General features: G+C 67.9%; 17 protein-coding genes. 5 read left to right on the forward strand and 12 right to left on the reverse strand.

What is annotated here, in order from left to right; all coding sequences use genetic code 11:
• Position 1 precedes the first annotated feature (1 nt).
• The 4 genes from FIV50_RS10380 to FIV50_RS10395 all read right to left on the reverse strand — a co-directional run bounded on the left by FIV50_RS10380 (position 2) and on the right by FIV50_RS10395 (position 6,307).
• Positions 2 to 415 carry a DUF4233 domain-containing protein gene (locus FIV50_RS10380; protein ID WP_258184214.1) on the reverse strand — a complete coding sequence of 138 codons (414 nt, stop codon included), beginning with the start codon at positions 413 to 415 and terminating at the stop codon, positions 2 to 4.
• On the reverse strand, positions 412 to 1,764 hold the full coding sequence (locus tag FIV50_RS10385; protein ID WP_140037371.1) for a bifunctional folylpolyglutamate synthase/dihydrofolate synthase: 1,353 nt from the start codon (positions 1,762 to 1,764) through the stop codon (positions 412 to 414). Before FIV50_RS10385 ends, FIV50_RS10380 begins: the two co-directional genes overlap by 4 nt.
• Positions 1,761 to 5,126: an isoleucine--tRNA ligase gene (gene ileS / locus FIV50_RS10390; RefSeq protein WP_140037372.1), complete on the reverse strand. Its 3,366-nt coding sequence runs from the start codon at positions 5,124 to 5,126 to the stop codon at positions 1,761 to 1,763. The genes FIV50_RS10385 and ileS overlap by 4 nt, the downstream gene beginning before the upstream one ends.
• Before the next feature lie 341 nt (positions 5,127 to 5,467).
• Entirely contained in the window at positions 5,468 to 6,307 is an 840-nt protein-coding gene (locus FIV50_RS10395; RefSeq protein WP_140037373.1) for an endonuclease domain-containing protein, read from the reverse strand.
• A 245-nt stretch (positions 6,308 to 6,552) separates the two neighbouring features.
• Here FIV50_RS10395 and FIV50_RS10400 point away from each other — a divergent pair, with 245 nt between their 5' ends.
• Entirely contained in the window at positions 6,553 to 7,203 is a 651-nt protein-coding gene (locus tag FIV50_RS10400; protein ID WP_140037374.1) for a pentapeptide repeat-containing protein, read from the forward strand.
• On the opposite strand, the gene FIV50_RS10405 is transcribed toward FIV50_RS10400, so the two are convergent.
• The 4 genes from FIV50_RS10405 to FIV50_RS10420 all read right to left on the reverse strand — a co-directional run bounded on the left by FIV50_RS10405 (position 7,193) and on the right by FIV50_RS10420 (position 12,161).
• Entirely contained in the window at positions 7,193 to 8,701 is a 1,509-nt protein-coding gene (locus FIV50_RS10405; protein ID WP_140037375.1) for an ATP-binding cassette domain-containing protein, read from the reverse strand. The genes FIV50_RS10400 and FIV50_RS10405 overlap by 11 nt on opposite strands.
• Positions 8,698 to 9,510 (reverse strand): ABC transporter permease, encoded by an 813-nt coding sequence (locus tag FIV50_RS10410; protein ID WP_140037376.1) that lies wholly within the window; start codon positions 9,508 to 9,510, stop codon positions 8,698 to 8,700. The genes FIV50_RS10405 and FIV50_RS10410 overlap by 4 nt, the downstream gene beginning before the upstream one ends.
• Complete coding sequence (locus tag FIV50_RS10415) at positions 9,507 to 10,448, reverse strand: ABC transporter permease (RefSeq protein WP_140037377.1); 942 nt, start codon at positions 10,446 to 10,448, stop codon at positions 9,507 to 9,509. The genes FIV50_RS10410 and FIV50_RS10415 overlap by 4 nt, the downstream gene beginning before the upstream one ends.
• Before the next feature lie 102 nt (positions 10,449 to 10,550).
• Positions 10,551 to 12,161: an ABC transporter substrate-binding protein gene (locus tag FIV50_RS10420; RefSeq protein WP_140037378.1), complete on the reverse strand. Its 1,611-nt coding sequence runs from the start codon at positions 12,159 to 12,161 to the stop codon at positions 10,551 to 10,553.
• 180 nt (positions 12,162 to 12,341) lie between these two features.
• Between FIV50_RS10420 and valS the strand changes: the two genes are divergently transcribed.
• Both valS and FIV50_RS10430 read left to right on the forward strand, forming a co-directional pair.
• The gene (gene valS / locus FIV50_RS10425) at positions 12,342 to 14,936 is read left to right on the forward strand and encodes a valine--tRNA ligase (RefSeq protein WP_140037379.1); all 2,595 of its coding nucleotides are present in this window, start codon (positions 12,342 to 12,344) and stop codon (positions 14,934 to 14,936) included.
• The gene (locus tag FIV50_RS10430; RefSeq protein ID WP_140037380.1) at positions 14,936 to 15,151 is read left to right on the forward strand and encodes a hypothetical protein; all 216 of its coding nucleotides are present in this window, start codon (positions 14,936 to 14,938) and stop codon (positions 15,149 to 15,151) included. The genes valS and FIV50_RS10430 overlap by 1 nt, the downstream gene beginning before the upstream one ends.
• Before the next feature lie 66 nt (positions 15,152 to 15,217).
• Here FIV50_RS10430 and FIV50_RS10435 read toward each other — a convergent pair whose 3' ends face one another.
• From FIV50_RS10435 to tdh, 4 genes are all read right to left on the reverse strand, one after another.
• Positions 15,218 to 15,436 carry a hypothetical protein gene (locus FIV50_RS10435; RefSeq protein WP_140037381.1) on the reverse strand — a complete coding sequence of 73 codons (219 nt, stop codon included), beginning with the start codon at positions 15,434 to 15,436 and terminating at the stop codon, positions 15,218 to 15,220.
• A complete protein-coding gene (locus FIV50_RS10440) occupies positions 15,433 to 16,056 on the reverse strand; it encodes an ArsR/SmtB family transcription factor (protein WP_140037382.1) in 624 nt (207 codons plus the stop codon). Before FIV50_RS10440 ends, FIV50_RS10435 begins: the two co-directional genes overlap by 4 nt.
• A gap of 74 nt (positions 16,057 to 16,130) precedes the next feature.
• Entirely contained in the window at positions 16,131 to 17,309 is a 1,179-nt protein-coding gene (locus FIV50_RS10445; RefSeq protein ID WP_140037383.1) for a glycine C-acetyltransferase, read from the reverse strand.
• Entirely contained in the window at positions 17,309 to 18,352 is a 1,044-nt protein-coding gene (gene tdh / locus FIV50_RS10450) for an L-threonine 3-dehydrogenase (RefSeq protein WP_140037384.1), read from the reverse strand. The genes FIV50_RS10445 and tdh overlap by 1 nt, the downstream gene beginning before the upstream one ends.
• 81 nt (positions 18,353 to 18,433) lie before the next feature.
• Between tdh and FIV50_RS10455 the strand changes: the two genes are divergently transcribed.
• Together FIV50_RS10455 and FIV50_RS10460 are read left to right on the forward strand one after the other, a co-directional pair.
• On the forward strand, positions 18,434 to 19,342 hold the full coding sequence (locus FIV50_RS10455; protein ID WP_140037385.1) for a LysR family transcriptional regulator: 909 nt from the start codon (positions 18,434 to 18,436) through the stop codon (positions 19,340 to 19,342).
• Positions 19,339 to 21,390, forward strand: a complete 2,052-nt coding sequence (locus tag FIV50_RS10460) for a M3 family metallopeptidase (RefSeq protein WP_140037386.1) — start codon at positions 19,339 to 19,341, stop codon at positions 21,388 to 21,390. The genes FIV50_RS10455 and FIV50_RS10460 overlap by 4 nt, the downstream gene beginning before the upstream one ends.
• Positions 21,391 to 21,392: the final 2 nt, after the last annotated feature.

Below are 21,392 nucleotides of genomic sequence, written 5' to 3' on the forward strand. Positions count from 1 at the left end.
GTCATTCACTCTCTGTCTGAGTCTGAGTCGTGGGCCCGTCAGGACGTCGTGCGTCCAATCGGGCCCCCATGATCGTCGCATATCCCCACATGCCGCCGAAAACCACGACGACGAGCAGGATAGCGGGCACCAGGATAGCGGCCAGCGCGATGACGACCTGCAGGATCCACCCTGCGGTGATCGCCCAGGGCTTCGTGATCATCCCGGCCACGGCGATGCAGGCGAGTCCGACGACCGCGCCGCCGACGATCCCCCACCACTGCGGGATGCCGGCAGGCAGCGTCTTCAGTCCGAAGACCGTGAGACCCGCGAGGAAGACGACGATCGATTCGAATCCGAGCACGATCGGCGCCAGCTTCTGCACCAGCGTGCGAGGCGGACGCGGCGGACGCGCAGCCGGGGAGGCGGCGGTCACGCGTGCCACCCGGACTTCCAGTCCTCTGCCTCGGCGAGGGCGATCGCCTCGCCCGCGAGCACGACCGACCCTGCGATCACGACGGCTCGGCGGTCGGAGGATGCCGCCCACTCCCGTGCGGCATCAGCGGCCTCAGCAAGGGTCGGATGCACGGTCGCTCGCTGTCCCGTCGCCTCGACGAGGTCGGCGATGAGATCTGCGTCGCTCGCTCGGTCGGACTCCGGTGCCGTGGCGAAGACATGCGCCGCTGCGGGTGCGAGCTTCGCGACGATTCCGGCGGCGTCCTTGTCGGCGAGCACCCCCAGCACGACTCCCCACTCGTCGAAGTCGAAGCTGTCGTCCATCGCCTGCACGAGAGCGGTGGCGCCGTGCGGGTTGTGCGCGGCATCCACGATCACCGTCGGGGCGATCCCCAGCAGCTGCAGGCGTCCGGGCGAGGTCGCTCCCTGGAGCCCTTCAGAGATGATGTCGGCGGCGATGGGCTGCTCGGCGCCTCCGATCAGCGACTCCACGGCGGCGACCGCGAGCGCCGCATTGTGCCCCTGGTGCGCGCCGTATTGCGGCAGGTACTCCTCGACGTAGGCGCCCGCGAGTCCGCGGATCGTCAGCAGCTGACCTCCGACGGCGAGCTTCTGGTCGGCGAGTCCGAACTCCTCGCCCTCGAAAGCGATCGTGGCGTTCTTCTCGGCGGCGACGCGACGCAGCACGTCAGCGGCCTCCGCGGGCTGCTGTGCCGAGACGACGGCCGCGCCTTCCTTGATGATTCCTGCCTTGACCTTCGCGATCTCGGCGATCGTGCCGCCGAGACGATCTGCATGGTCGATGTCGATGGGCGCGAAGACCGCCACATCGCCGTCTGCCGTGTTGGTCGAGTCCCACTCGCCTCCCATGCCCACCTCGAGCACGAGCACGTCGACCGGAGCATCGGCCACGGCCACGAAGGCGAGCACGGTGAGCAGTTCGAAGAACGTGAGCGGCTCTTCGCCCGCCGCCTCGAGCTCGGCGTCGACGATCTCGACGAAGGGCTCGATCTCGTTCCAGGCGTCGACGATCGCCGCATCGCCGATCGGCTCGCCATCGATCATGATGCGCTCGGTGAAGCGCTCGAGGTGCGGGCTGGTGAAGAGGCCGGTGCGCAGACCGTGGGCGCGCAGCAGCGTCTCGATCATGCGGGCGGTCGACGTCTTCCCGTTCGTACCCGTGATGTGCACGACCCGATAGGTGCGCTGCGGGTCGTCGAGGTACGTGAGGATGCGCGCGGTGCGCTCCTTGCGCGGCTGCACCCAGCGCTCACCCGCGCGGCTCAGCAGCGTGTCGTAGACGGCATCGGCCTTGTCACGTGCACTCATGCGACGGGCTCCTTGATCGTGACGTCGATCGTGACGATGATCGGGCGCTTGTCGGCGCCCAGCGCAGTCGCCCCGCTGCGGAAGACGCCGTCCCCGGGGCTGGTGACGTCCTGCACGAGAGTGCTCATGTCGTCGGTGGCCTGCACCGCGAATGCCACCGCCAGGGTCTCCCCCGCGATCAGCTCTGCATGCGCCTGCAGCGCTTCGGCGTCGTCCGGGCTCACGTTCAGCGCGAGCACGATGCGGTCGCTCACGTCGAGGTCAGCGTTCTTGCGGGCTTCCTGCACGACGCGGATCGCGTCGCGCGCGAGTCCCTCGGCCTCGAGCTCGGGGGTCGTCTGCGTGTCGAGCAGCACGAACCCGCCCGACGGCACGATCGCGAGCGCCTCCCCCTCGGGGCGGCCGGTGGTCTCGAGCACGAGGTCGTACTCGCTGGGCTCCAGCGCGATGCCGCCGGCCGTCACGACGCCGTCGGTCTCGGACCAGTCGCCGTTCCGCGCACCCTGAATGGCCTTCTGCACGTCCTTGCCCAGACGAGGACCTGCTGCGCGGGCATTGACGCTCAGGCGGTGGTCGATTCCGTACTCGGCGGCAGTCGTCTCGGTCGCCTCGACGAGCTCGACCGACTTGACGTTGAGCTCCTCACGGAGGATGTCCTCGAACTGGCCGAGCGTCCCCGCCAGCGGAGACACGACCGTGAGACGAGCGAGCGGCAGGCGCACGCGCAGCTTCTCCTTCTTGCGCAGCGCGTTGCCGACGCTCGACAGCTCGCGGACGGCATCCATGGCATCCCGGATCTCGTCGGCGGCGGGGAAGGCGGTGTCGTCCGGCCAGTCCTGCAGGTGCACGCTGCGTCCGCCCGTCAGGCCCTGCCACACGCGCTCGCTGATCAGCGGCACGAGCGGAGCCGCGACCCGGGTGAGGGTCTCGAGCACGGTGTAGAGCGTGTCGAAGGCATCGGCGTTCGACCCCTCCCAGAAGCGGTCGCGCGAGCGGCGGATGTACCAGTTGGTGAGCACCTCGGCGAAGTCGCGCAGACGAGCGGATGCCGTCGTCGAATCGAGTCCTTCGAGGTCTGCCCGCACGTCGCGCACCAGATCGCCGAGTCGGGCCAGGATGTAGCGGTCGAGCACATCGGTCGAGTCGGTGCGCCAGGTCGCCTCGTAGCCCCCCGGCTTCGCCGCATTCGCGTACGTCGCGAAGAAGTACCACGAGTTCCACAGCGGGAGCAGGAACTCGCGGACGCCCGAGCGGATGCCCTCTTCGGTCACTGCGAGGTTGCCGCCGCGCAGCACGGAGCTCGACATGAGGAACCAGCGCATCGCGTCGGAGCCGTCGCGGTCGAGCACCTCGGAGACGTCCGGATAGTTGCGCAGCGACTTCGACATCTTGTAGCCGTCGTTGCCCAGGACGATGCCGTGGCAGCTGACGCCCGTGAACGCCGGTCGATCGAACAGCGCCGTCGAGAGCACGTGCATGACGTAGAACCAGCCACGCGTCTGCCCGATGTACTCGACGATGAAGTCGGCGGGCGCATGCGTGTCGAACCACTCCTGGTTCTCGAACGGATAGTGCACCTGGGCGTACGGCATCGAGCCGGAGTCGAACCACACGTCGAAGACGTCCTCGATGCGGCGCATCGTGCTCTGGCCTGTCGGGTCATCGGGGTTCGGACGTGTGAGGTCGTCGATGTAGGGACGGTGCAGGTCGATCTCGCCCTCGGGGTTGCGCGGCAGCGTGCCGAAGTCGCGCTCCATCTCCTCGAGCGAGCCGTATGCGTCGACGCGCGGGTACTCGGGGTCGTCGCTCTTCCAGATCGGGATCGGAGAGCCCCAGTAGCGGTTGCGGCTGATCGACCAGTCGCGCGCACCCTCGAGCCACTTGCCGAACTGGCCGTGCTTGACGTTCTCGGGCACCCAGGTGATCTGCTCGTTGTTCGCGAGCAGGTCGTCCTTGATGTCGGTGACGCGGATGAACCAGCTCGAGACGGCCTTGTAGATCAGGGGGTTCCGGCAGCGCCAGCAGTGCGGGTACGAGTGCACGTAGCTCTGCTCGCGCAGCAGGCGTCCCTCTCCGCGGAGCAGGCGGATGAGCGGCGTGTTCGCGTCCATCCAGAGCTGGCCGGCGACGTCGGTGACGTTCGGCAGGAAGCGTCCGCCGTCGTCGAGCGACAGGATCGTCGGGATGCCGGCGGCGCCCGCGACCCGCTGGTCGTCCTCACCGTAGGCGGGAGCCTGGTGGACGATGCCGGTGCCATCGCTGACGGTGACGTAGTCGTCGACCAGGATGCGCCAGGCGTTCTCGGTGCCGTAGGTGTCGGTGTCGGCGTAGTAGTCGAAGAGCCGGTCGTACGTGACGTCCGCGAGGTCAGCGCCCCGCACCGTGGCATCGACTGCGGCGAGCGCGTCGTCGAGGCTCTCGTAGCCGAGGTCCTTGACGTAGCCGCCGAGGAGCTCGCGCGCCAGGAGGTAGCGGTGGGCGGACGACTCGACAGCAGCTTCCGTCGTTCCGGCGATCTGGTGCACGTCAGCCGCACCGCCGGGGCCGGCCGGGAGCACGACGTATTCGATCTCGGGTCCTACGGCGAGCGCGAGGTTGGTGGGAAGGGTCCAGGGAGTGGTCGTCCAGGCGAGTGCCCGCACCGCGGTGAGTCCCAGGGCCTCCGCCTTGGCCCCGGTCAGCGGGAACGTGACGGTGACGGACGGATCCTGTCGGTTCTGGTAGACGTCGTCGTCCATGCGCAGCTCGTGCGCCGACAGCGGGGTCTCGTCGCGCCAGCAGTACGGCAGCACGCGGTATCCCTCGTAGGCGAGACCCTTGTCGTACAGGGTCTTGAACGCCCAGAGCACGCTCTCCATGTACCCGAGGTCGAGGGTCTTGTAGCCGCGCTCGAAGTCGACCCAGCGCGCCTGACGCGTGACGTAGTCCTGCCACTCGTGCGTGTACTTCAGCACCGAGTCCTTCGCCTTCGCGTTGAAGACGTCGATGCCCATCTCCTCGATCTGGCTCTTCTCGGTGATGCCGAGCTGCTTCATGGCCTCGAGCTCGGCCGGCAGACCGTGGGTGTCCCAGCCGAAGACGCGGTCGACCTTCTTGCCGATCATGGTCTGGAAGCGCGGGAACACATCTTTGGCGTATCCCGTGAGCAGGTGTCCGTAGTGCGGCAGGCCGTTGGCGAACGGCGGGCCGTCGTAGAAGACCCATTCGTCATCGCCCTCGCGCTGCTCGATCGAGGCGCGGAAGGTCTGGTCGGTCTCCCAGAAGTCGAGCACCTCTCGCTCGATCTGGGGGAACCGAGGGCTCGGTGCGACGGAGGCAGCCTGGTCGGCGGCGGGGCCGAAGGAGGAACGCGGGTAGGTCATGTCGTCTCGCAGGAGTCGTGGCGGATGCTGCTGCGAGGACGATCCGTCCGGAATCTCATCCCGGGGAACCGCGGTACCACCTCGCGTGCCGCGCCTCTCGGCGGAGCCACTCTCACTGCGGCTGTGACGGGCCTGCCCCGCTCGGTTCTACTTGCCCCCGCCTGCACTGAGCCTGCCGAGGTGTTCTTCCGAGAGCTCCCCGGTGATGTCCGGATCGATGCTCGTGTCTCCATTGTACGCGCGGCAGCGGGCGTGCGCTTCCGAAGTCCATGTGCGCTTCCGAAGTCCGTTCTCGGGAGATTTGGACTTGTGAAGCACACACGGACTTGCCCCGCGCGCGGTCAGGCAGCGCGATGAAGCCCCTGGGCGACTGCGCGCATGATCAGGTCCTGCGCGGCGGGCCAGTCGAACATGACCTGTGTGTACGACAGACGCACCACGTGGTACCCCATGAGCCTGAGCTCGGCGTCATGCCGGATGTCTTCCGAGCGCTGCGCGCCGACGTGATGAGACCCGTCGATCTGGATCACGAGTCGATCGCCGATCAACCCGTCGACGCGATGGCCCGCAATCCAGATCTGCACCCGGATGCCGATACGCAGCCACCGCAGGCGAACGCGAAGATACGTCTCCAGCCCCGCATCCGAGAAGGGGACGGCGTGGTCGAGAACCCTCCGAGCGGCAGGCTTCCATGAGTACCCCCGTAGCGCCTCGAGCGTGACCAGCGATCTGTTCAACGCTGACTCCCACGTCGCCAGCGCATGTTCGAACGGCTCGCACTCCGCTACGTACGCGAGCACATTCTCGATGGGATCGACGAGCGCATCCGGATGCCGGGGAACGATCGGCTTTCCCCTGTGCACTCGCGCCTCGAACGGGATCCGCACAGCCGCATGACGGGGAACCGCGAAGTGCGGCGCGCCGGTGGAGTCGTGCACCCAGAGACCGAGGAGTCCCGCCTGAGTGCGGCAAGTCAGCACGACGCCGAGCCGAGCAGCAGTCACCAGCGTCCTCTCGGCATCCTTCGTCGCGAGCCAGCCGCGCCGGGGCCGAGTGATGAGCCCGTCACGCACTGCCCTGTCGACGGCCCTGCGTGAGAATCCGCTCTCGGTGACGACCACGGTGCGCACCACGCCACCGCGATCCGAGAGCAGGCGAATCAGCTCGTCGACGGTCCTCATCCGCTCAGTCTCCGGGTCCGCTGGGCTGGCTCCGCCAATCGCGCACTCATCTCACGTAAGAGGTGGACAGCCGCCTGTCGTGCTCCGTCCGTGCAGGAACCGTGAGCCGTACGCCTCCGAAGTCCGTTTACGCTTCCCTAGCCCGTTTTCGGGCTATTCGGCCTTCCGAAGCGCACATGGACTTGGGAAGCGCACGCAGACAACCGGAGCAGCCGGCTGTCACACCCACCCCCTACCCTCGAAGCATGGCCCGCTCCCCCGCATCCCCCGCGTCTCCCCGCGTCTCGCCGCCCGATCTTCCCCGGGAGTTCGCACCTGCCGCAGCGCGCCGCAGCGCCGATCTGATCGCAGCGAGCCTCGAACTCGACGGCACCGTCGACCTCGCCTATGCCTCGCTCGAGCAGTGCACGGTCGCCGCCGATGCTGACACGGTCGATCTGACCGGTTCGACGCTCATCGACGTCGACCTCACCGGTGTGCGGATCGCGTCACTCAAGATGCGGGATGCGAGCATTCGCCGGGTGCGAATCAGCGGAGGCCGCATCGGCACGCTCGATCTGAGCAGCGCTCGAATCGACGAGCTGCTGCTCAGCGACGTGCGGATCGACTACCTCAACCTCGGGGCAGCGAAGGCCACCGACATCGAGATCCGCGACTGCGGCATCCGCACCCTCGACATGCCTCAGGCCGAGCTCACGCGCGTCCGCTTCACCGGCACTCGGTCAGACGAGGTCGACACCAGGGCGATGCGCGCCACGCACGTCGACCTCCGTGGGCTCGACGCCTCGGCGTTCCTCGATGCGAACAGCCTTCGGGGCACGACTCTCACCGAGTTCCAGGTGCAGCAGCTCGCCCCGCTGCTCGCCGGCGGGATCGGCATCCAGGTCATGGACTGACGGGACGGTTCGCTTCGAGCAGCTCCCGGGTGAACGGATGCTGCGGCGCGGCGAACACGTCGCTCACCGCTCCCTGCTCGACGATCAGGCCGTCCTGCATCACGAGCACCTCGTCGGCCACCGCGCCGACGACATCGAGGTCGTGCGACACGAAGATCATCGTGAGGTCCCGTTCGCGCTGGAGGCGCAGCAGGAGCTGCAGCACCTTCTCGCGCACAGAAGGGTCGAGAGCCGACACCGGCTCGTCGAGAACCAGCACCTCTGGTTCGGCGGCGAGCGCCCGCGCGATCGCCGCGCGCTGACGCTGCCCGCCGGAGAGGGCGATGGGCCTGCGGCTCGCGAGCACCGGATCGAGATCGACCTCGGCGAGAAGCTCCGAGACTCGAGCCGCTCGCTGCTGACGAGGCACACCCCCGGCGGCGAGCGCCTCTCTCAATGACCTCCCGATCGTCCACCGCGGATCGAAGGCGCCGAGAGGGTTCTGGTGCACGAGCTGCACCCGGTGCTGTCCGATCCACCGCAGGCCACCGCCATCCGCCTCCTCGACACCCACGATCATGCGGGCGAGGGTCGTCTTGCCCGACCCCGACTCTCCGACGATGCCGAGCGTGCGTCCAGCGGCCACGGCGAATGTCGCGTCCTGCACTGCGACGAGGTCGCCGAACGCCTTCGTCACGCCGTCGGCCACGAGCACCGGCTCGGCCGCCCCGTCACGCTCTGCGCGCGGCTCGTGGATCGTGGCGGCGATGAGCTGCCGGGTGTACTCATGCTGGGGCTTCTCGAGCACCTCATCGACGGGCCCGGCCTCGACCACGATGCCGTTGCGCATCACCAACACCCGATCCGCGATCCTGCGCACGGCCGCGAAGTCATGGCTGATGAACACGATGGCAGTGCCGGCGTCGGCGATGTCTCGCAGGAGCCTGAGGATCCGCGCCTGCACGGTGGCATCGAGCGCGGTGGTGGGCTCATCGGCCACGAGGACTGCGGGGTCTGCTGCGATGGCCGAGGCGATCAGCGCCCTCTGCCTGAGCCCTCCGGAGAGCTGATGCGGATACTGGCGGGCCCGCCGAGCCGCATCCGGCATCCAGACCCGGTGCAGCAGGTCGTGCACCCGTCCGCGCAGCGCGGCCCGCCCGGACGCGAGACCGTGCAGCCGGAGCGGCTCGGCGATCTCCGACCCCACCCGCTGCAGCGGGTCGAGAGACACCAGTGCATCCTGCGACACGAGTCCGATGCGGGCGCCGCGCAACGACCGCCATCCGCGCTCACCGAGGTGGGCGGCGTCCGTCCCGTCGACGACGAGTCGATCGACGGCGACGCGCGCTCCCTGCGGAGCGAGCCCCAGCAGAGCCCTCGCCGTGAGCGTCTTGCCTGCTCCGGACTCTCCGACGATCGCCACGCATTCGCCTCGCGCGACCGACAGCGACACACCGTCGACCACGGGCGTCCCGCCGAAGTCGATGCGCAGCCCCTCGAGTTCCAGCGCGGCGGTCATGGTGTCAGCCCCTCTGCTCTGGCTCGCAGCACACGACCGACGATCGTGGCCGAGATGACGGTGATCGTGATGGCGATGCCGGGGAAGACGGCGATCCACCAGGCCTGACCGAGCACATTGCGTCCACCGGCGAGCATCAGCCCCCACTCGGGCGTCGGCTCCGACGGTCCGAGACCGAGGAAACTGAGTCCGGCCGCTGCGAGGATGCTCGATCCGATGCCGATCGTCGCCAGGACGCTGAGCGAACCGAGCACGCCGGGCACGACGTGCCTCACGAAGGCGGGCACCTGGCGCACCCCGAGGATGCGTGCGGCCTCGACATGCTCCGCGCCGCGCAGCGTGCGCGTCTGCACGCGGGCGAGGCGGATGTAGACGGGTACGGCCGCGAGGGTGACGGCGATCGCGATGTTCACGGGACCCGGCCCCAGCACCGCCACCACCACGAGCGCGACCAGGAACTCGGGGAAAGCCATCAGCACGTCGTTCACCCGCATGATCGCGGCGTCGACGCCACGGGGCGCGAGCCCGGCCAGAGATCCGACGATGAGTCCGGCCGCGAGGGCGACGCCGGTGGCGAGCACTCCGATCCCGATGGAGCGCCCGGTTCCGTAGACCACCCGTGAGAAGACATCACGTCCGCTCTGGTCGGTGCCGAAGAGGTGGTCTGCGCTCGGAGGCAGCAGGGAAGCCCGCACATCCGTCTGCAGGGGGTCGTGCGTGGCGAGCACCCCGGGGAACACCGCGGCGAAGGCGAGCACGAGAAGCACCGCGGCGGCGCACCACAGCAGCACGACCTGCGCCCGCCTCATCGGACGCTCCCTCGATCGATGCGCAGACGAGGATCGATGAGCGGATGCAGCAGCTCGACGACGACGTTCACGACGACGAAGACGAGCGCACTGAGCAGGATGATGCCGGTGATGACCGGCAGGTCACGATTGGTGATGGCGGCGAGGGTCACTCGTCCGAGACCTGCCCGCGCGAAGACCGTCTCGACGAGGACCGCTCCTCCGAGCACGGATCCGGTCAGGTACGCGGCGAGCGTCACCGCATTGGCCGCTCCGTGCCTGAGACCGTGCCGCAGAGTGAACCAGGATGCGCTCGCACCCCGCGCACGCACGGTCTCGGCGAACGGCATCCGCTCGGCCTGCGCGAGGCCGTCTCGCAGCACCTGGCTGAGCAGAGCGGCCACCGGCAGGGCGAGCGTGATCGCCGGCAGCACGATCGTCGCCGGGTTGCGAGCACCCGACACCGGGAACCAGCCGAGCCCGAACGCGAACACGCTGAGCAGGATCAGACCGATCCAGAAGGCGGGTGAAGAGAGGATGACGAGTTCGACAGCCGCGGCGACAGTGCGCCCGGCACGCCCTCGCACGAGCAGCGCGACGGCCAGGGCGAGCACCACCGCTATGAGCAGCGCCAGCGCGGCGAGCTGCAGCGTGGACCCCAGCTGTCGGCCGATGACCTCGGACACCGGCATCCGCAGTTGATACGACTCGCCGAGGTCTCCGCGAGCGAGCTGTCCGATGAACGTGACGTACTGCTCGAGGGGAGGACGATCGAGCCCCAGTTCCGCGCGGATGCTGTCTTTGACCTCGTCGCTCACCTGCGCCTGCGGTCCGAGCATGACGGAGACCGGATCGCCCGGGATCACCCGGAAAGCGAGGAACACCAGCGTCGCAGCACCCCACAGGACGATGACGACGGATGCCGCGAGTCCGGCGATCCGGGTGAGCACTGCCTTCACCGTTGACGCCCTCTCGACGGATCCTGAGCGCCCCTCGGCTCACGGCGCGCGCTCACGAAGATATCGCAGTGCGCGAGCGAGGGGCGCTCGATGATTCGGGTCTCAGCCCACGCTCACGTCGTAGAACAGCGGACGACCGTAGAGGTCGTACGTGAGCCCGTCGACGCGCTCTCCGACAGCCGTGATCGCCGACGGGCTGTAGAGCGGGACGATCGCCGTGTAGTCGGCGTTCCACTCCTGCAGCTGGGTGTAGATCTCGTTGCGCTGATCCTGATCGTTCGACGCGACCGCCTGCTCGAGCAGCGCATCGATCTCGGGGTCGGTGACCTGCGAGGCGTTCTGGAACCCCTCGGTGTGCAGGTGTGCACGGAGGAAGTCCGGGTCGACACCCGAGAATCCCCAGTCGGTCAGGTCGAAGGTCTTCGGCTCGTACTGCTCGTTGTACGCGCCGGGCTCGAGCGTCTCGCGGACGACCTCGAAGCCGATGGTCTTGAGATCCGACTGGATGGCGTTCGCGAGAGCGGCACGGTCGTCAGGAACCGGGGTCCACGCGATCCACCGAGCGGAGAGGCGCTCGCCGTCCTTCATGCGGATGCCGTCGGAGTCGCGCTCCGTCCAGCCGGCCTCGTCGAGGAGCGCGCTCGCCGCGTCCGCGTCGAACGGTCGGACGCCTTCGAGAGAGGCGTCGTATCCAGGGGTCGTCGAGCCGAGCACGCTCCAGGCGCGGGGGAACTGCCCGAAGAAGATCTCCTCGACGGCCGCGTCCACATCGATGCCCAGTGCGAACGCCTGGCGCACCTTCTCGTCGGCGAAGACGCCGTACTTCTCGTTGAGGTACAGCGAGTAGGGCAGACCCGGGTACTCGATCGAGTCGACGGTGATGCCGTCGCCGAGGTCACCCGCGAGGTTCGGCGGGACGTTGCTCGCGAGATCGGCCTCACCGCTCTCGATGACCCCCGTGCGCACGGACGCCTCGGGCTGGATCTCGACGCGCAGCGTCTCGACCTTCGGAGCAGCTTCTCCGTGCGGCCCCCAGGCGTAATCGTCGTTGCGCGTGTAGACGATCTCCTGATCGGGTGTGTACTCCGTCAGTTCGAACGGCCCTGTTCCGACGGTGATCCCCGGGCCGCCCGCCTTGAGCTGGTCGGCGGACTCCTCCAGAGCGGCCGGCGAGTAGAAGCCGAGCTGCGGCGTGCTCGTCGCCTGCAGGAACGGCGCGTACGGCTGGGTGAAGCTCACCTTCACCGTGTGCTCGTCGACGACCTCGGTGCCCTCGTAGAAGTCGGCCCCCATCATGCTGGCCGCCTGGGCGGACTCGGTCTCAGGGTCGACGATGCGATCGAAGTTCGCCTTGACGGCCTCGGCGTCGAACGGCTCGCCATCGGTGAAGGTGACGTCGTCACGCAGCACGAAGGTGTACTCGGTGCTGTCGTCGGACACCGTCCACTCCTTCGCCAGCCAGGGAGTGAACGAGCCGTCATCCTCCTGGAACACCAGAGAGTCGAGCACCGCGCGCTGCACCATGCCCGAGACGTCGAGCTGACTGACCTGCGGGTCCATGTGCCCCGCCGAGAGGTTCGCACCCTCGATCGACCAGACGAGTTCACCGCCGTCGGAATCGGATGAGGGCGCAGCGCAGGAGCTGAGCAGGAGTGCGCTCACGGCGACGGTCGCACCGAGCGGGATCGCGCGGCGCAGGAGGGAGATAGGCATGCTGTTCCTCGGGAGGGAATGCGGGGGATGACGCGGATGCATCAGTTCTTGGACTCGATCCAATTCTAGATCCTCCTCGGCGGCCCGGGCGTCGATGTCGAGGGCGATTAGACTGTGGGACACAATCCACACTCAGGCACGCTCACACAGTGCCGCATACATCGCTCGAGGAGAACCTTCATGTCCGCCATTCCCGACAAGCCCGTACTCGAAGGTCTCGAAGCGAAGTGGGGTGAGACCTGGTCTGCACAGGGCACGTACCTGTTCGACCGCATCCGTGCCGCGGAGTCGGGCCGCGACGGGGTCTACTCGATCGACACTCCCCCGCCCACCGCATCCGGCAGCCTGCACATCGGCCACGTGTTCTCGTACACGCACACCGACGTCAAGGCGCGTTTCGAGCGCATGCGCGGCAAGAACGTGTTCTATCCGATGGGCTGGGACGACAACGGCCTTCCCACCGAGCGTCGGGTGCAGAACTACTACGGCGTGCGCTGCGACCCCTCCCTTCCCTACCAGGATGACTTCACGCCGCCGTTCGAGGGCGGCGACAACAAGTCCAGCCGCGCCGCCGACCAGGTGCCGATCAGTCGCCGCAACTTCATCGAGCTGTGCGAGCGTCTGACGATCGAAGACGAGAAGCAGTTCGAGGCGCTGTTCCGCCAGCTCGGCCTCTCGGTCGACTGGACCCAGACCTACCGCACGATCTCGGACGACACGATCCGCCAGAGCCAGCTCGCGTTCCTGCGCAACCTCGAGCGCGGCGAGGCCTACCAGTCGCTCGCACCGACCCTGTGGGACATCGACTTCCGCTCGGCGATCGCGCAGGCCGAGCTCGAGGATCGCGATCAGCAGGCCGCCTATCACACCATCGATTTCCCGTTCGCCGACGGATCCGGCTCGATCACGATCGAGACCACCCGCCCCGAGCTGCTGCCGGCGTGCATCGCGATCGTGACCCACCCCGAGGGGCCGCACAAGCACCTGATCGGCACGAAGGTGCGCACGCCCTTCTTCGGCGCCGAGATCGAGATCCACGGCCACCATCTCGCACAGCCCGACAAGGGCACCGGCGCCGCGATGGTCTGCACCTTCGGCGACGTGACCGACATCATCTGGTGGCGTGAGCTGCGTACGGCCGCGGGCGACCACCTCCCGAACATGACGACCATCGGTCTCGACGGTCGTTTCCTGCCCACCGCCCCGTCGATCGTGGCCGACACCTCGGCCATCGCCTGGTACGAGGCGGAGCTCGCCGGCAAGACGGTGTTCTCGGCCCGCAAGGCGATCGTCGAGAAGCTGCAGGAGACCGGCGACATGACAGCCGTCGGAAAGCCGTTCAACCACGCGGTGAAGTTCTTCGAGAAGGGCGACCGCCCGCTCGAGATCGTCTCGACCCGTCAGTGGTACATCCGCAACGGCGCGCGCGACGCGAAGCTGCGCGACGAGCTGCTCGAGCGCGGCGCGCAGGTCGCGTGGCACCCCGACTTCATGCGTGTGCGCTACGAGAACTGGGTCGGCGGCCTGACCGGCGACTGGCTCGTGTCGCGCCAGCGCTTCTTCGGCGTGCCGATCCCGCTCTGGTACGGGCTCGACGAGAACGGCGAGCGCGACTACGACCGGGTGATCGCTCCCGACCACGCCAGCCTTCCCATCGACCCGACCACCGACGTGCCCGCGGGATACACCGAGGACCAGCGTGGCGTGGCCGGCGGCTTCGAGGCCGAGGCCGACATCCTCGACACCTGGGCGACCTCGTCGCTCACTCCGCAGCTCGCCGGCGGATGGCAGCGCGACGAGGAACTGTGGCAGCTCACGGCCCCGTTCGACCTGCGCCCGCAGGGTCAGGACATCATCCGCACCTGGCTCTTCTCGACCATGCTGCGCTCGACCCTCGAAGACGCGCGCTCGCCGTGGCGCAACGCCGCGATCTCGGGCTTCATCGTCGACCCCGACCGCAAGAAGATGTCGAAGTCCAAGGGCAACGTGGTGACGCCGGCAGACATCCTCGAGACCCACGGATCGGATGCGGTGCGCTACTGGGCCGCCTCGAGCCGCCTGGGCATGGATGCCGCCTTCGACCCGCAGAACCCGACGCAGGTCAAGATCGGTCGCCGTCTGGCGATCAAGGTGCTCAACGCCGCCAAGTTCGTGCTGTCGTTCCCGGTGCCCGAGGGCGCGCAGGTCACCCATGCGCTCGACGCATCGATGCTGACCGCTCTCGACTCGGTGATCGTCGAGGCGACGAAGGCGTTCGAGAATTACGACCAGGCCAAGGCGCTGGAAGTGACCGAGGCATTCTTCTGGACCTTCTGCGACGACTACCTCGAGCTCGTCAAGGAGCGTGCCTACAACCAGAACGATGTCGGACAGGCCTCGGCCGCACTCGCGCTGCGCCTGGCCCTGTCGACCCTGCTGCGTCTGCTCGCCCCGGTCCTCTCGTTCGCGACCGAAGAGGTGTGGTCGTGGTTCGAGGAGGGCTCCGTGCACACGGCATCCTGGCCGGAGCCGCTCGGCATCGAGGGCGACCCTGCGGTGCTGACCGTGGCCAGCGAGGCTCTGATCAGCATCCGTCGCGCGAAGACCGAGGCGAAGGCGTCGCAGAAGACCCCGGTCGCGAGCGCCATGATCACGGCACCGGCAGACAAGTACGAGGCGCTGCGAGCAGCCGCCGCCGACCTCTCGGCGGTCGGGCGCATCGCAGAGCTGGAACTCGCCGTGGGTGATGAGTTCGCGGTCACTGCGATCGAGCTCGCGCCGGTCGAGGGCGCCTGATGCAGCTGGGCACGCGGTGGGCCACCGGTTCCGAGCCGCCGGCATCCGTTCCTGCTTCGCACCGGCCGGCGATCGCCGAGGTCGAGTCACGAGGTCTCTCCGGGCATTGGACGCTCACGTGGCTCGAGGGTCGCGCGATCGCTGAACTCGATGCGGGTTGGGAGGTCGTGCAGACCGCGTCCGGCGACGTGATCGCCCGCCCCTTCGAGGACTGAACGGTCGTCGACGACGAAGCCCCCTGTCCGCATCTGCGGCAGGGGGCTTCGTCGCACCGGAGACCGTCAGCGCCTCGAGAGACCGAGTTGCGCGAGCATATGGTCGACTGCGCGAGGATCCTGGCGCCTGGCCTGCTGCTCGCGCAGCAGATCGAGCGCGAGCGTCCGCGTGCGAGCGCGTCGCTCGATGCGATGCTCGACGAGCGCTCTCAGCAGGTCGGCGAGACGGAGAAGCCTCCGCTCGACCTGGGTCGGTGCGACGAGACGGATGGTCGCGCTGGTCATGATTGCTCCGCACCCGCATCGGCGGCATCGGGGAGCACCGGCCCCGACGCGGCGAGGTCGAAGAGCTCGGTGCGCATCGACACGCGTCGCACGTCCGGGCCGGTCTGGCCGCGATAGCGCTCGACCGCTCCGTCGATGACGGCCATGAGCTCGTCTTTGAGGTCCTCCATCTGCGCGGGGGTCATCTCGAGGAGTGTCGTGGCGATCAGCCCCGCGTCCTTCCACCCCTCGGGCACCTCCGTGTCAGGACGATTCACGTAGGCCATCAGGGTCTCGTGACGCAGGCGGAAGAACTCTGACGAGACGATCTGCGCCGCGGCACGGTTGGCGGGCGACATGCTCTGGCTCGGACCGGGGATGTCGATGCGCCCCTGCGGGAGCTCCCACCAGCGTTCTCGAGCCGTGCCGCGCCCTTCGACCTCGTGGATCAGATCATGCGCTGAGAGCGTGCGCAGGTGGTAGCTCGTCGACCCGGAGGTCTCCCCCAGCATCGAGGCGAGCGAACTCGCCGTCTGCGGCCCATGAGCGCTGAGCAGATCGAAGATCCTCACACGCAGCGGGTGAGCGAGGGCCTTGAGGGCCCCCGAATCGAGCCGCCGCAACTGCTGTTCTTCTTCCATGCTTCCGACGATACTCTTGCAAAGAGTTCTTTGCAAGTAAAGTTTTGCAAAGAACTCTTTGCGACGATATGGCTTCAGTCCACGGCGGCCCGCGCTGTGACGAAGGCCGCCACGCACCGCTCGATCTGCTCGGCCGCGTGCGCGGCCGACAGCTGCACGCGGATCCGCGCCAGCCCTCGGGGGACGACCGGGAAGCTGAACGCCGTGACGTAGATCCCCTGCTCCTGCATCTCGGACGCGATGCGAGCAGTGAGGCCGGCATCGCCGAACATGACGGGGACGATCGGGTGCTCCCCCGGCAGCAGGTCGAAGCCCTCCGCCGTCATCCGCTCTCGGAACAGCGCGGCGTTGTCCCGCAGGCGCGCACGGAGGTCGGCCGACCCCTCGACGAGGTCGAGTGCAGTGAGAGTACCGGCCACGATGGCGGGGGCGAGCGTGTTCGAGAAGAGATAAGGGCGCGAACGCTGGCGCAGCAGCGCGACGATGTCGGCGTGCGAGGCGACGTATCCGCCGGATGCTCCTCCGAGCGCCTTGCCGAAGGTCCCGGTGTAGATGTCGACCCGGTCGGCGACGCCGCAGAGTTCCGGAGTGCCGCGTCCGTTCTCGCCGACGAAGCCCACCGCGTGAGAATCGTCCACGAAGACGAGCGCGTCGTAGCGCTCCGCGAGGTCGCAGATCTCCGCGAGCGGCGCGATGTAGCCGTCCATCGAGAAGACGCCGTCGGTGACGATCACCCGGAAGCGCGCATCGGATGCCGCCTGCAGCTGCATCTCGAGATCCGCCATGTCCCGGTTGCGGTAGCGGAGCCGACGAGCCTTCGACAGGCGGATGCCGTCGATGATCGACGCGTGATTCAGCTCGTCTGAGATGATCGCGTCCTCTGCACTGAAGAGCGTCTCGAACACTCCCCCGTTCGCGTCGAAGCACGACGAGTACAGGATCGAGTCGTCGGTGCCGAGGAACCCGGCGAGTCGTCGCTCCAGCTCCAGGTGCTGCTCCTGCGTGCCGCAGATGAAGCGGACACTGGCGAGTCCGTAGCCCCATTCCTGCAGCGCCGCAGTCGCAGCATCCAGGATCCGCGGGTCGTCGGCGAGGCCGAGGTAGTTGTTCGCGCAGAAGTTGAGCACCTCTGCGCCGTCGGCGGTGATCTCGGCGCTCTGCGGTCCGCGGATGCCGCGCTCGTGCTTCGTGAGCCCCGCAGCCTCGATCCCCGCGAGCTCGTCAGCCACATGCTTCTGGAATGTCCCGTACATCACAGCTCCGTCCAATCGAGGATGATCTTTCCCGTGCCGGCGGACTCGGCCGCGGCAAAGCCCTGTTCCCAATCCCTGGCGGGGATCACATCCGCGATCACCCGTCCGATCGAGTCGCGCAGGGTCGCGCTCGTCTGCAGCATCGCACCCATCGCGTTCCAGGTCTCGAACATCTCCCGTCCGTAGATGCCCTTGATCGTCAGCATGTGCGTGACGAGCTTGCCCCAGTCGATCTCGAATCCGGTGCTGGGCAGCCCGAGCATCGCGATCCGCCCGCCGTGGTTCATGTTGTCGATCATCGCCGGGAGAGCCGACGTCGCGCCGCTCATCTCGAAGCCGATGTCGAATCCCTCGCGCAGACCGAGCGCCTGCTGGGCATCGCGGATCTCTCGGGCTGAGACGTCGACGACCTCGTCGGCTCCCATGAGACGTGCCATCTCGAGGCGCGGCGCGCTCACATCCGTCGCCGCGATGAACCGGGCGCCGGCATGCCGAGCGACGGCGATCGCCATGAGACCGATCGGGCCGCACCCTGACACGAGCACATCCTCGCCGACGAGCGGAAACGTGAGCGCCGTGTGCACGGCGTTGCCGAGCGGATCGAAGATCGCGCCCAGTTCCGGCGCGACGTCGGCGTGATGCACCCAGACGTTCACGGCGGGCAACGCCAGAAACTCGGCGAACGCTCCGTCGCGCTGCAGCCCGAGGCCGATCGTGCGGATGCACATCTGCCGGCGTCCCGCCCGACAGTTGCGGCACGTGCCGCAGACGATGTGCCCCTCGCCCGACACCCGATCCCCGACAGCGATGTCGTGCACCAGGGGCCCGACCTCGACGACCTCGCCATAGAACTCGTGGCCGGGGATCAGCGGGGCGTCGATGGCGGACGCGGCCCAGTCGTCCCAGCGGTGGATGTGCAGATCGGTGCCGCAGATGCCCGTACGCAGCACTCGGATCACGACCTCGTCGGCCGCCGCTGTGGGATCCGGACGTTCCATGAGCTCGAGCCCCGCTGCGCGTTCGGCTTTGAACAGTGCCTTCATACGTCGATCTCATCGCACTCGACCATGTAGAGCAATCGCTATTCTCTGTATCAACTATTTAGCGCACGCTAATCTGAAGGGATGGAACTCCATCAGCTGCAGATTCTGAGAGAGCTCGGCGCTCTGGGAAGCGTCACCGCCGTCGCCGAGACGCTCAGCGTCACCCCGTCGGCCGTGTCCCAGCATCTCGCAGCCCTGCAGCGGAGCTTCCGCACGCCGCTCACCCGAAAAGACGGTCGCCGCCTCGCCCTGACCGCGGCCGGGCAGGCGCTCGCAGCAGCGGGGGCAGAGGCTATCGACGCGATGGCTGCGGCACGCAGCGCGCTGGACGACTTCGAGAACGACAGCACCGGCGTGGTCACGATCAGCGGATTCCACAGCGTCGGACAGGCGCTGTTCGGGCCACTGATCCGTGAGCTCGACGACTCCGCCGCGCCGCCGACCGTGAAGCTCACCGACGAGGACGTGGCACAGAGCGAGTTCCCCGCCCTGACCTCGAGGTACGACCTCGTTCTCGCGCACCGCATGGAGCATTCGCCGCCCTGGCCCACGGACGGGGTGCGCAACCTGGCGCTCGTGAGAGAACCACTCGACGTCGCCGTCGCGTCATCCCACCCTCTCGCCTCACGCGGACAGGTGACATCGTTCGACGTCGTCGACAGTCCCTGGGTCACGAGTCGCATCGGATACTCGCCCGATGACGTGCTGCGCGCCGTCTCGGCCGTGGCCGGACGCCCTGTCGAGATCCGCCACCGGATCAACGACTACGGCGCGGTCGCAGCCGTCGTCGCGGCGGGCGGTGTCTTGGGGATGCTGCCGCGCTATACGTCCCGCACCGTGGACGACCGCGACATCGTCCGTCTTCCGCTGCGGGGAGTCAGCACCCACCGGATGATCGATGTCCTCGCCAGGCCGGAGAACCTGAGGCGACAGTCCGTGCGCCTCGTCGTCGAGGCCCTGCAGCAGGTCATGGCTAGGCTCAGAGGATGACCGACGTCTCGAACCCGCTGCTGCAGCCGTCCACGCTCCCCTACGGTCTCCCCGACTTCGCGGCGATCAGCCCCGAGCACTATCTGCCCGCGTTCCAGGCCTCGTTCGACGAGCACCTTCAGGAGATCTCGCGAATCACGATGGTGCGCTCCATGCCCACCTTCGAGAACACGGTCGAGGCGCTGGAGCGCTCCGGAGAATTGCTCGACCGCGTCGCGCACACCTTCTACACCGTGACATCGGCCGATGCGACGCCCGAGATCCAGGCGATCGACGAGCAGCTCGCTCCCCTCATGGCGGCGCATCAGGATGCCGTCACTCTCGACGGGGCGCTGTACTGGCGCGTTCAGCAGGTGCACGCACGTCTCGACGATCTCGAGCTCGACGACGAGCAGCGGTATCTCGTCGAGCGGCATCATCGCGAGATGACCCATGCGGGTGCCGCCCTCGACGACGACGCGAAGAGCCGACTCACCGCGCTGAACCAGCAGCTGTCGACGCTGAGCAACACCTTCGAGCGCAACCTGCTCAACGACACGAATGATCTGGCCGTGGTGTTCGATTCCTCCGATGAACTCGCCGGCCTCAGCAGTGGCGAGCTCTCCGCCGCAGCTCGGGCGGCGGCCGATCGCGGCCTCGACGGGCGGTTCGTCATCTCTCTCCCGCTGTTCACCGGGCATCCGTATCTCGCTCAACTCCGCGACCGGGAGTCGCGCCGCCGCATCATGGCAGCCTCGCGGTCGCGGGCGTCCAGGCCCGACGCGAACGACAACCGGCCGGTGCTCGCAGAGATCGTGCGCCTGCGCGCCGAGCGCGCCGCGCTGCTCGGCTACGCCTCGCATGCCGCGTACGTGACAGCTGATGAGACGGCCGGCACCCCTGCTGCCGTAGAGCGGATGCTGCGCGAGCTCGCCGCCCCGTCTGCGCGCAACGCCCGTGCAGAGCGCGAAACCCTGCAGGCGATCATCGATGAGACCGAGGCCGCCCCGTTCGCTGTCGAGTCGCACGACTGGGCGTTCTACACCGAGAAGGTGCGCACTGCTCGCTATGCGATCGACACGAGCGCGCTGCGCCCGTGGTTCGAGGCCGAACGGGTGCTGCAGGACGGCGTGTTCTTCGCTGCCACGCAGCTCTACGGAGTGACCTTCGCGGAGCGGCACGATCTCCAGGCCTACCACCCGGGTGCGCGCGTGTTCGAGGTGAGCGATGCCGACGGCAGCGCGGTCGGCCTGTATGTGCTCGATCTCTACACCCGCGACTCCAAGCGCGGCGGCGCGTGGATGAATCCCATCGTCAGCCAGTCCCGCCTCCGCGGAACCCTGCCCGTCGTGGTCAACAACCTCAATGTGCCGCTTCCGGGTGAGGGCGAGCCGACTCTGCTGACGCTCGACGAGGTGACGACGCTGTTCCACGAGTTCGGGCACGCGCTGCACGGACTCTTCGCGGTCGTCACCTACCCGCATTTCGCCGGCACGAACGTGTTCCGCGACTTCGTGGAGTTCCCGAGCCAGGTCAACGAGATGTGGATCCTCTGGCCCGAGGTGCTCGACAACTATGCGCGTCACTACGAGACCGGCGAACCGCTCGACCCCGCGATCGTCGAGCGCCTTCGCGCCACCGAGACATTCGATCAGGGCCACGCGACGAGCGAGTACCTCGCCGCGGCATGGCTCGATCAGGCATGGCATCGCCTCGACACGAAGACCGCCGTCGACGACGTGGCCGATTTCGAGACTGCCGCCCTCGCCGATATCGGACTCGACGACCCCGTCGTCCCGACCCGCTACTCGTCGACCTACTTCGCGCACGTCTTCTCGGGCGGATACAGCGCCGGCTACTACTCCTACATCTGGAGCGAGGTGCTCGACGCCGACACCGTCGACTGGTTCCGCGAGAACGGCGGGCTCACACGTGAGAACGGCGACCGGTTCCGCTCCCGTCTCCTCGGCGTGGGCGGTTCGAAGGACCCCCTCGACGCCTACCGCGACTTCCGCGGCCGGGATGCGGAGATCGCGCCGCTCCTGAAGCGCCGCGGACTCGAGGCCTGATC

Source organism: Microbacterium foliorum (genome assembly GCF_006385575.1).
In the GTDB taxonomy this organism is placed as follows: Bacteria; Actinomycetota; Actinomycetes; order Actinomycetales; family Microbacteriaceae; genus Microbacterium; species Microbacterium foliorum_B.

Excerpts from the sequence above, each read along its gene's own strand:
- FIV50_RS10385 (WP_140037371.1), bottom strand. The coding sequence starts at position 1,764 with ATGAGTGCACGTGACAAGGCCGATGCCGTCTACGACACGCTGCTGAGC.
- ileS (WP_140037372.1), bottom strand. The coding sequence starts at position 5,126 with ATGACCTACCCGCGTTCCTCCTTCGGCCCCGCCGCCGACCAGGCTGCC.
- FIV50_RS10395 (WP_140037373.1), bottom strand. The coding sequence starts at position 6,307 with ATGAGGACCGTCGACGAGCTGATTCGCCTGCTCTCGGATCGCGGTGGC.
- FIV50_RS10400 (WP_140037374.1), top strand. The coding sequence starts at position 6,553 with ATGGCCCGCTCCCCCGCATCCCCCGCGTCTCCCCGCGTCTCGCCGCCC.
- FIV50_RS10405 (WP_140037375.1), bottom strand. The coding sequence starts at position 8,701 with ATGACCGCCGCGCTGGAACTCGAGGGGCTGCGCATCGACTTCGGCGGG.
- FIV50_RS10410 (WP_140037376.1), bottom strand. The coding sequence starts at position 9,510 with ATGAGGCGGGCGCAGGTCGTGCTGCTGTGGTGCGCCGCCGCGGTGCTT.
- FIV50_RS10420 (WP_140037378.1), bottom strand. The coding sequence starts at position 12,161 with ATGCCTATCTCCCTCCTGCGCCGCGCGATCCCGCTCGGTGCGACCGTC.
- valS (WP_140037379.1), top strand. The coding sequence starts at position 12,342 with ATGTCCGCCATTCCCGACAAGCCCGTACTCGAAGGTCTCGAAGCGAAG.
- FIV50_RS10430 (WP_140037380.1), top strand. The coding sequence starts at position 14,936 with ATGCAGCTGGGCACGCGGTGGGCCACCGGTTCCGAGCCGCCGGCATCC.
- FIV50_RS10435 (WP_140037381.1), bottom strand. The coding sequence starts at position 15,436 with ATGACCAGCGCGACCATCCGTCTCGTCGCACCGACCCAGGTCGAGCGG.
- FIV50_RS10440 (WP_140037382.1), bottom strand. The coding sequence starts at position 16,056 with ATGGAAGAAGAACAGCAGTTGCGGCGGCTCGATTCGGGGGCCCTCAAG.
- FIV50_RS10445 (WP_140037383.1), bottom strand. The coding sequence starts at position 17,309 with ATGTACGGGACATTCCAGAAGCATGTGGCTGACGAGCTCGCGGGGATC.
- tdh (WP_140037384.1), bottom strand. The coding sequence starts at position 18,352 with ATGAAGGCACTGTTCAAAGCCGAACGCGCAGCGGGGCTCGAGCTCATG.
- FIV50_RS10455 (WP_140037385.1), top strand. The coding sequence starts at position 18,434 with ATGGAACTCCATCAGCTGCAGATTCTGAGAGAGCTCGGCGCTCTGGGA.
- FIV50_RS10460 (WP_140037386.1), top strand. The coding sequence starts at position 19,339 with ATGACCGACGTCTCGAACCCGCTGCTGCAGCCGTCCACGCTCCCCTAC.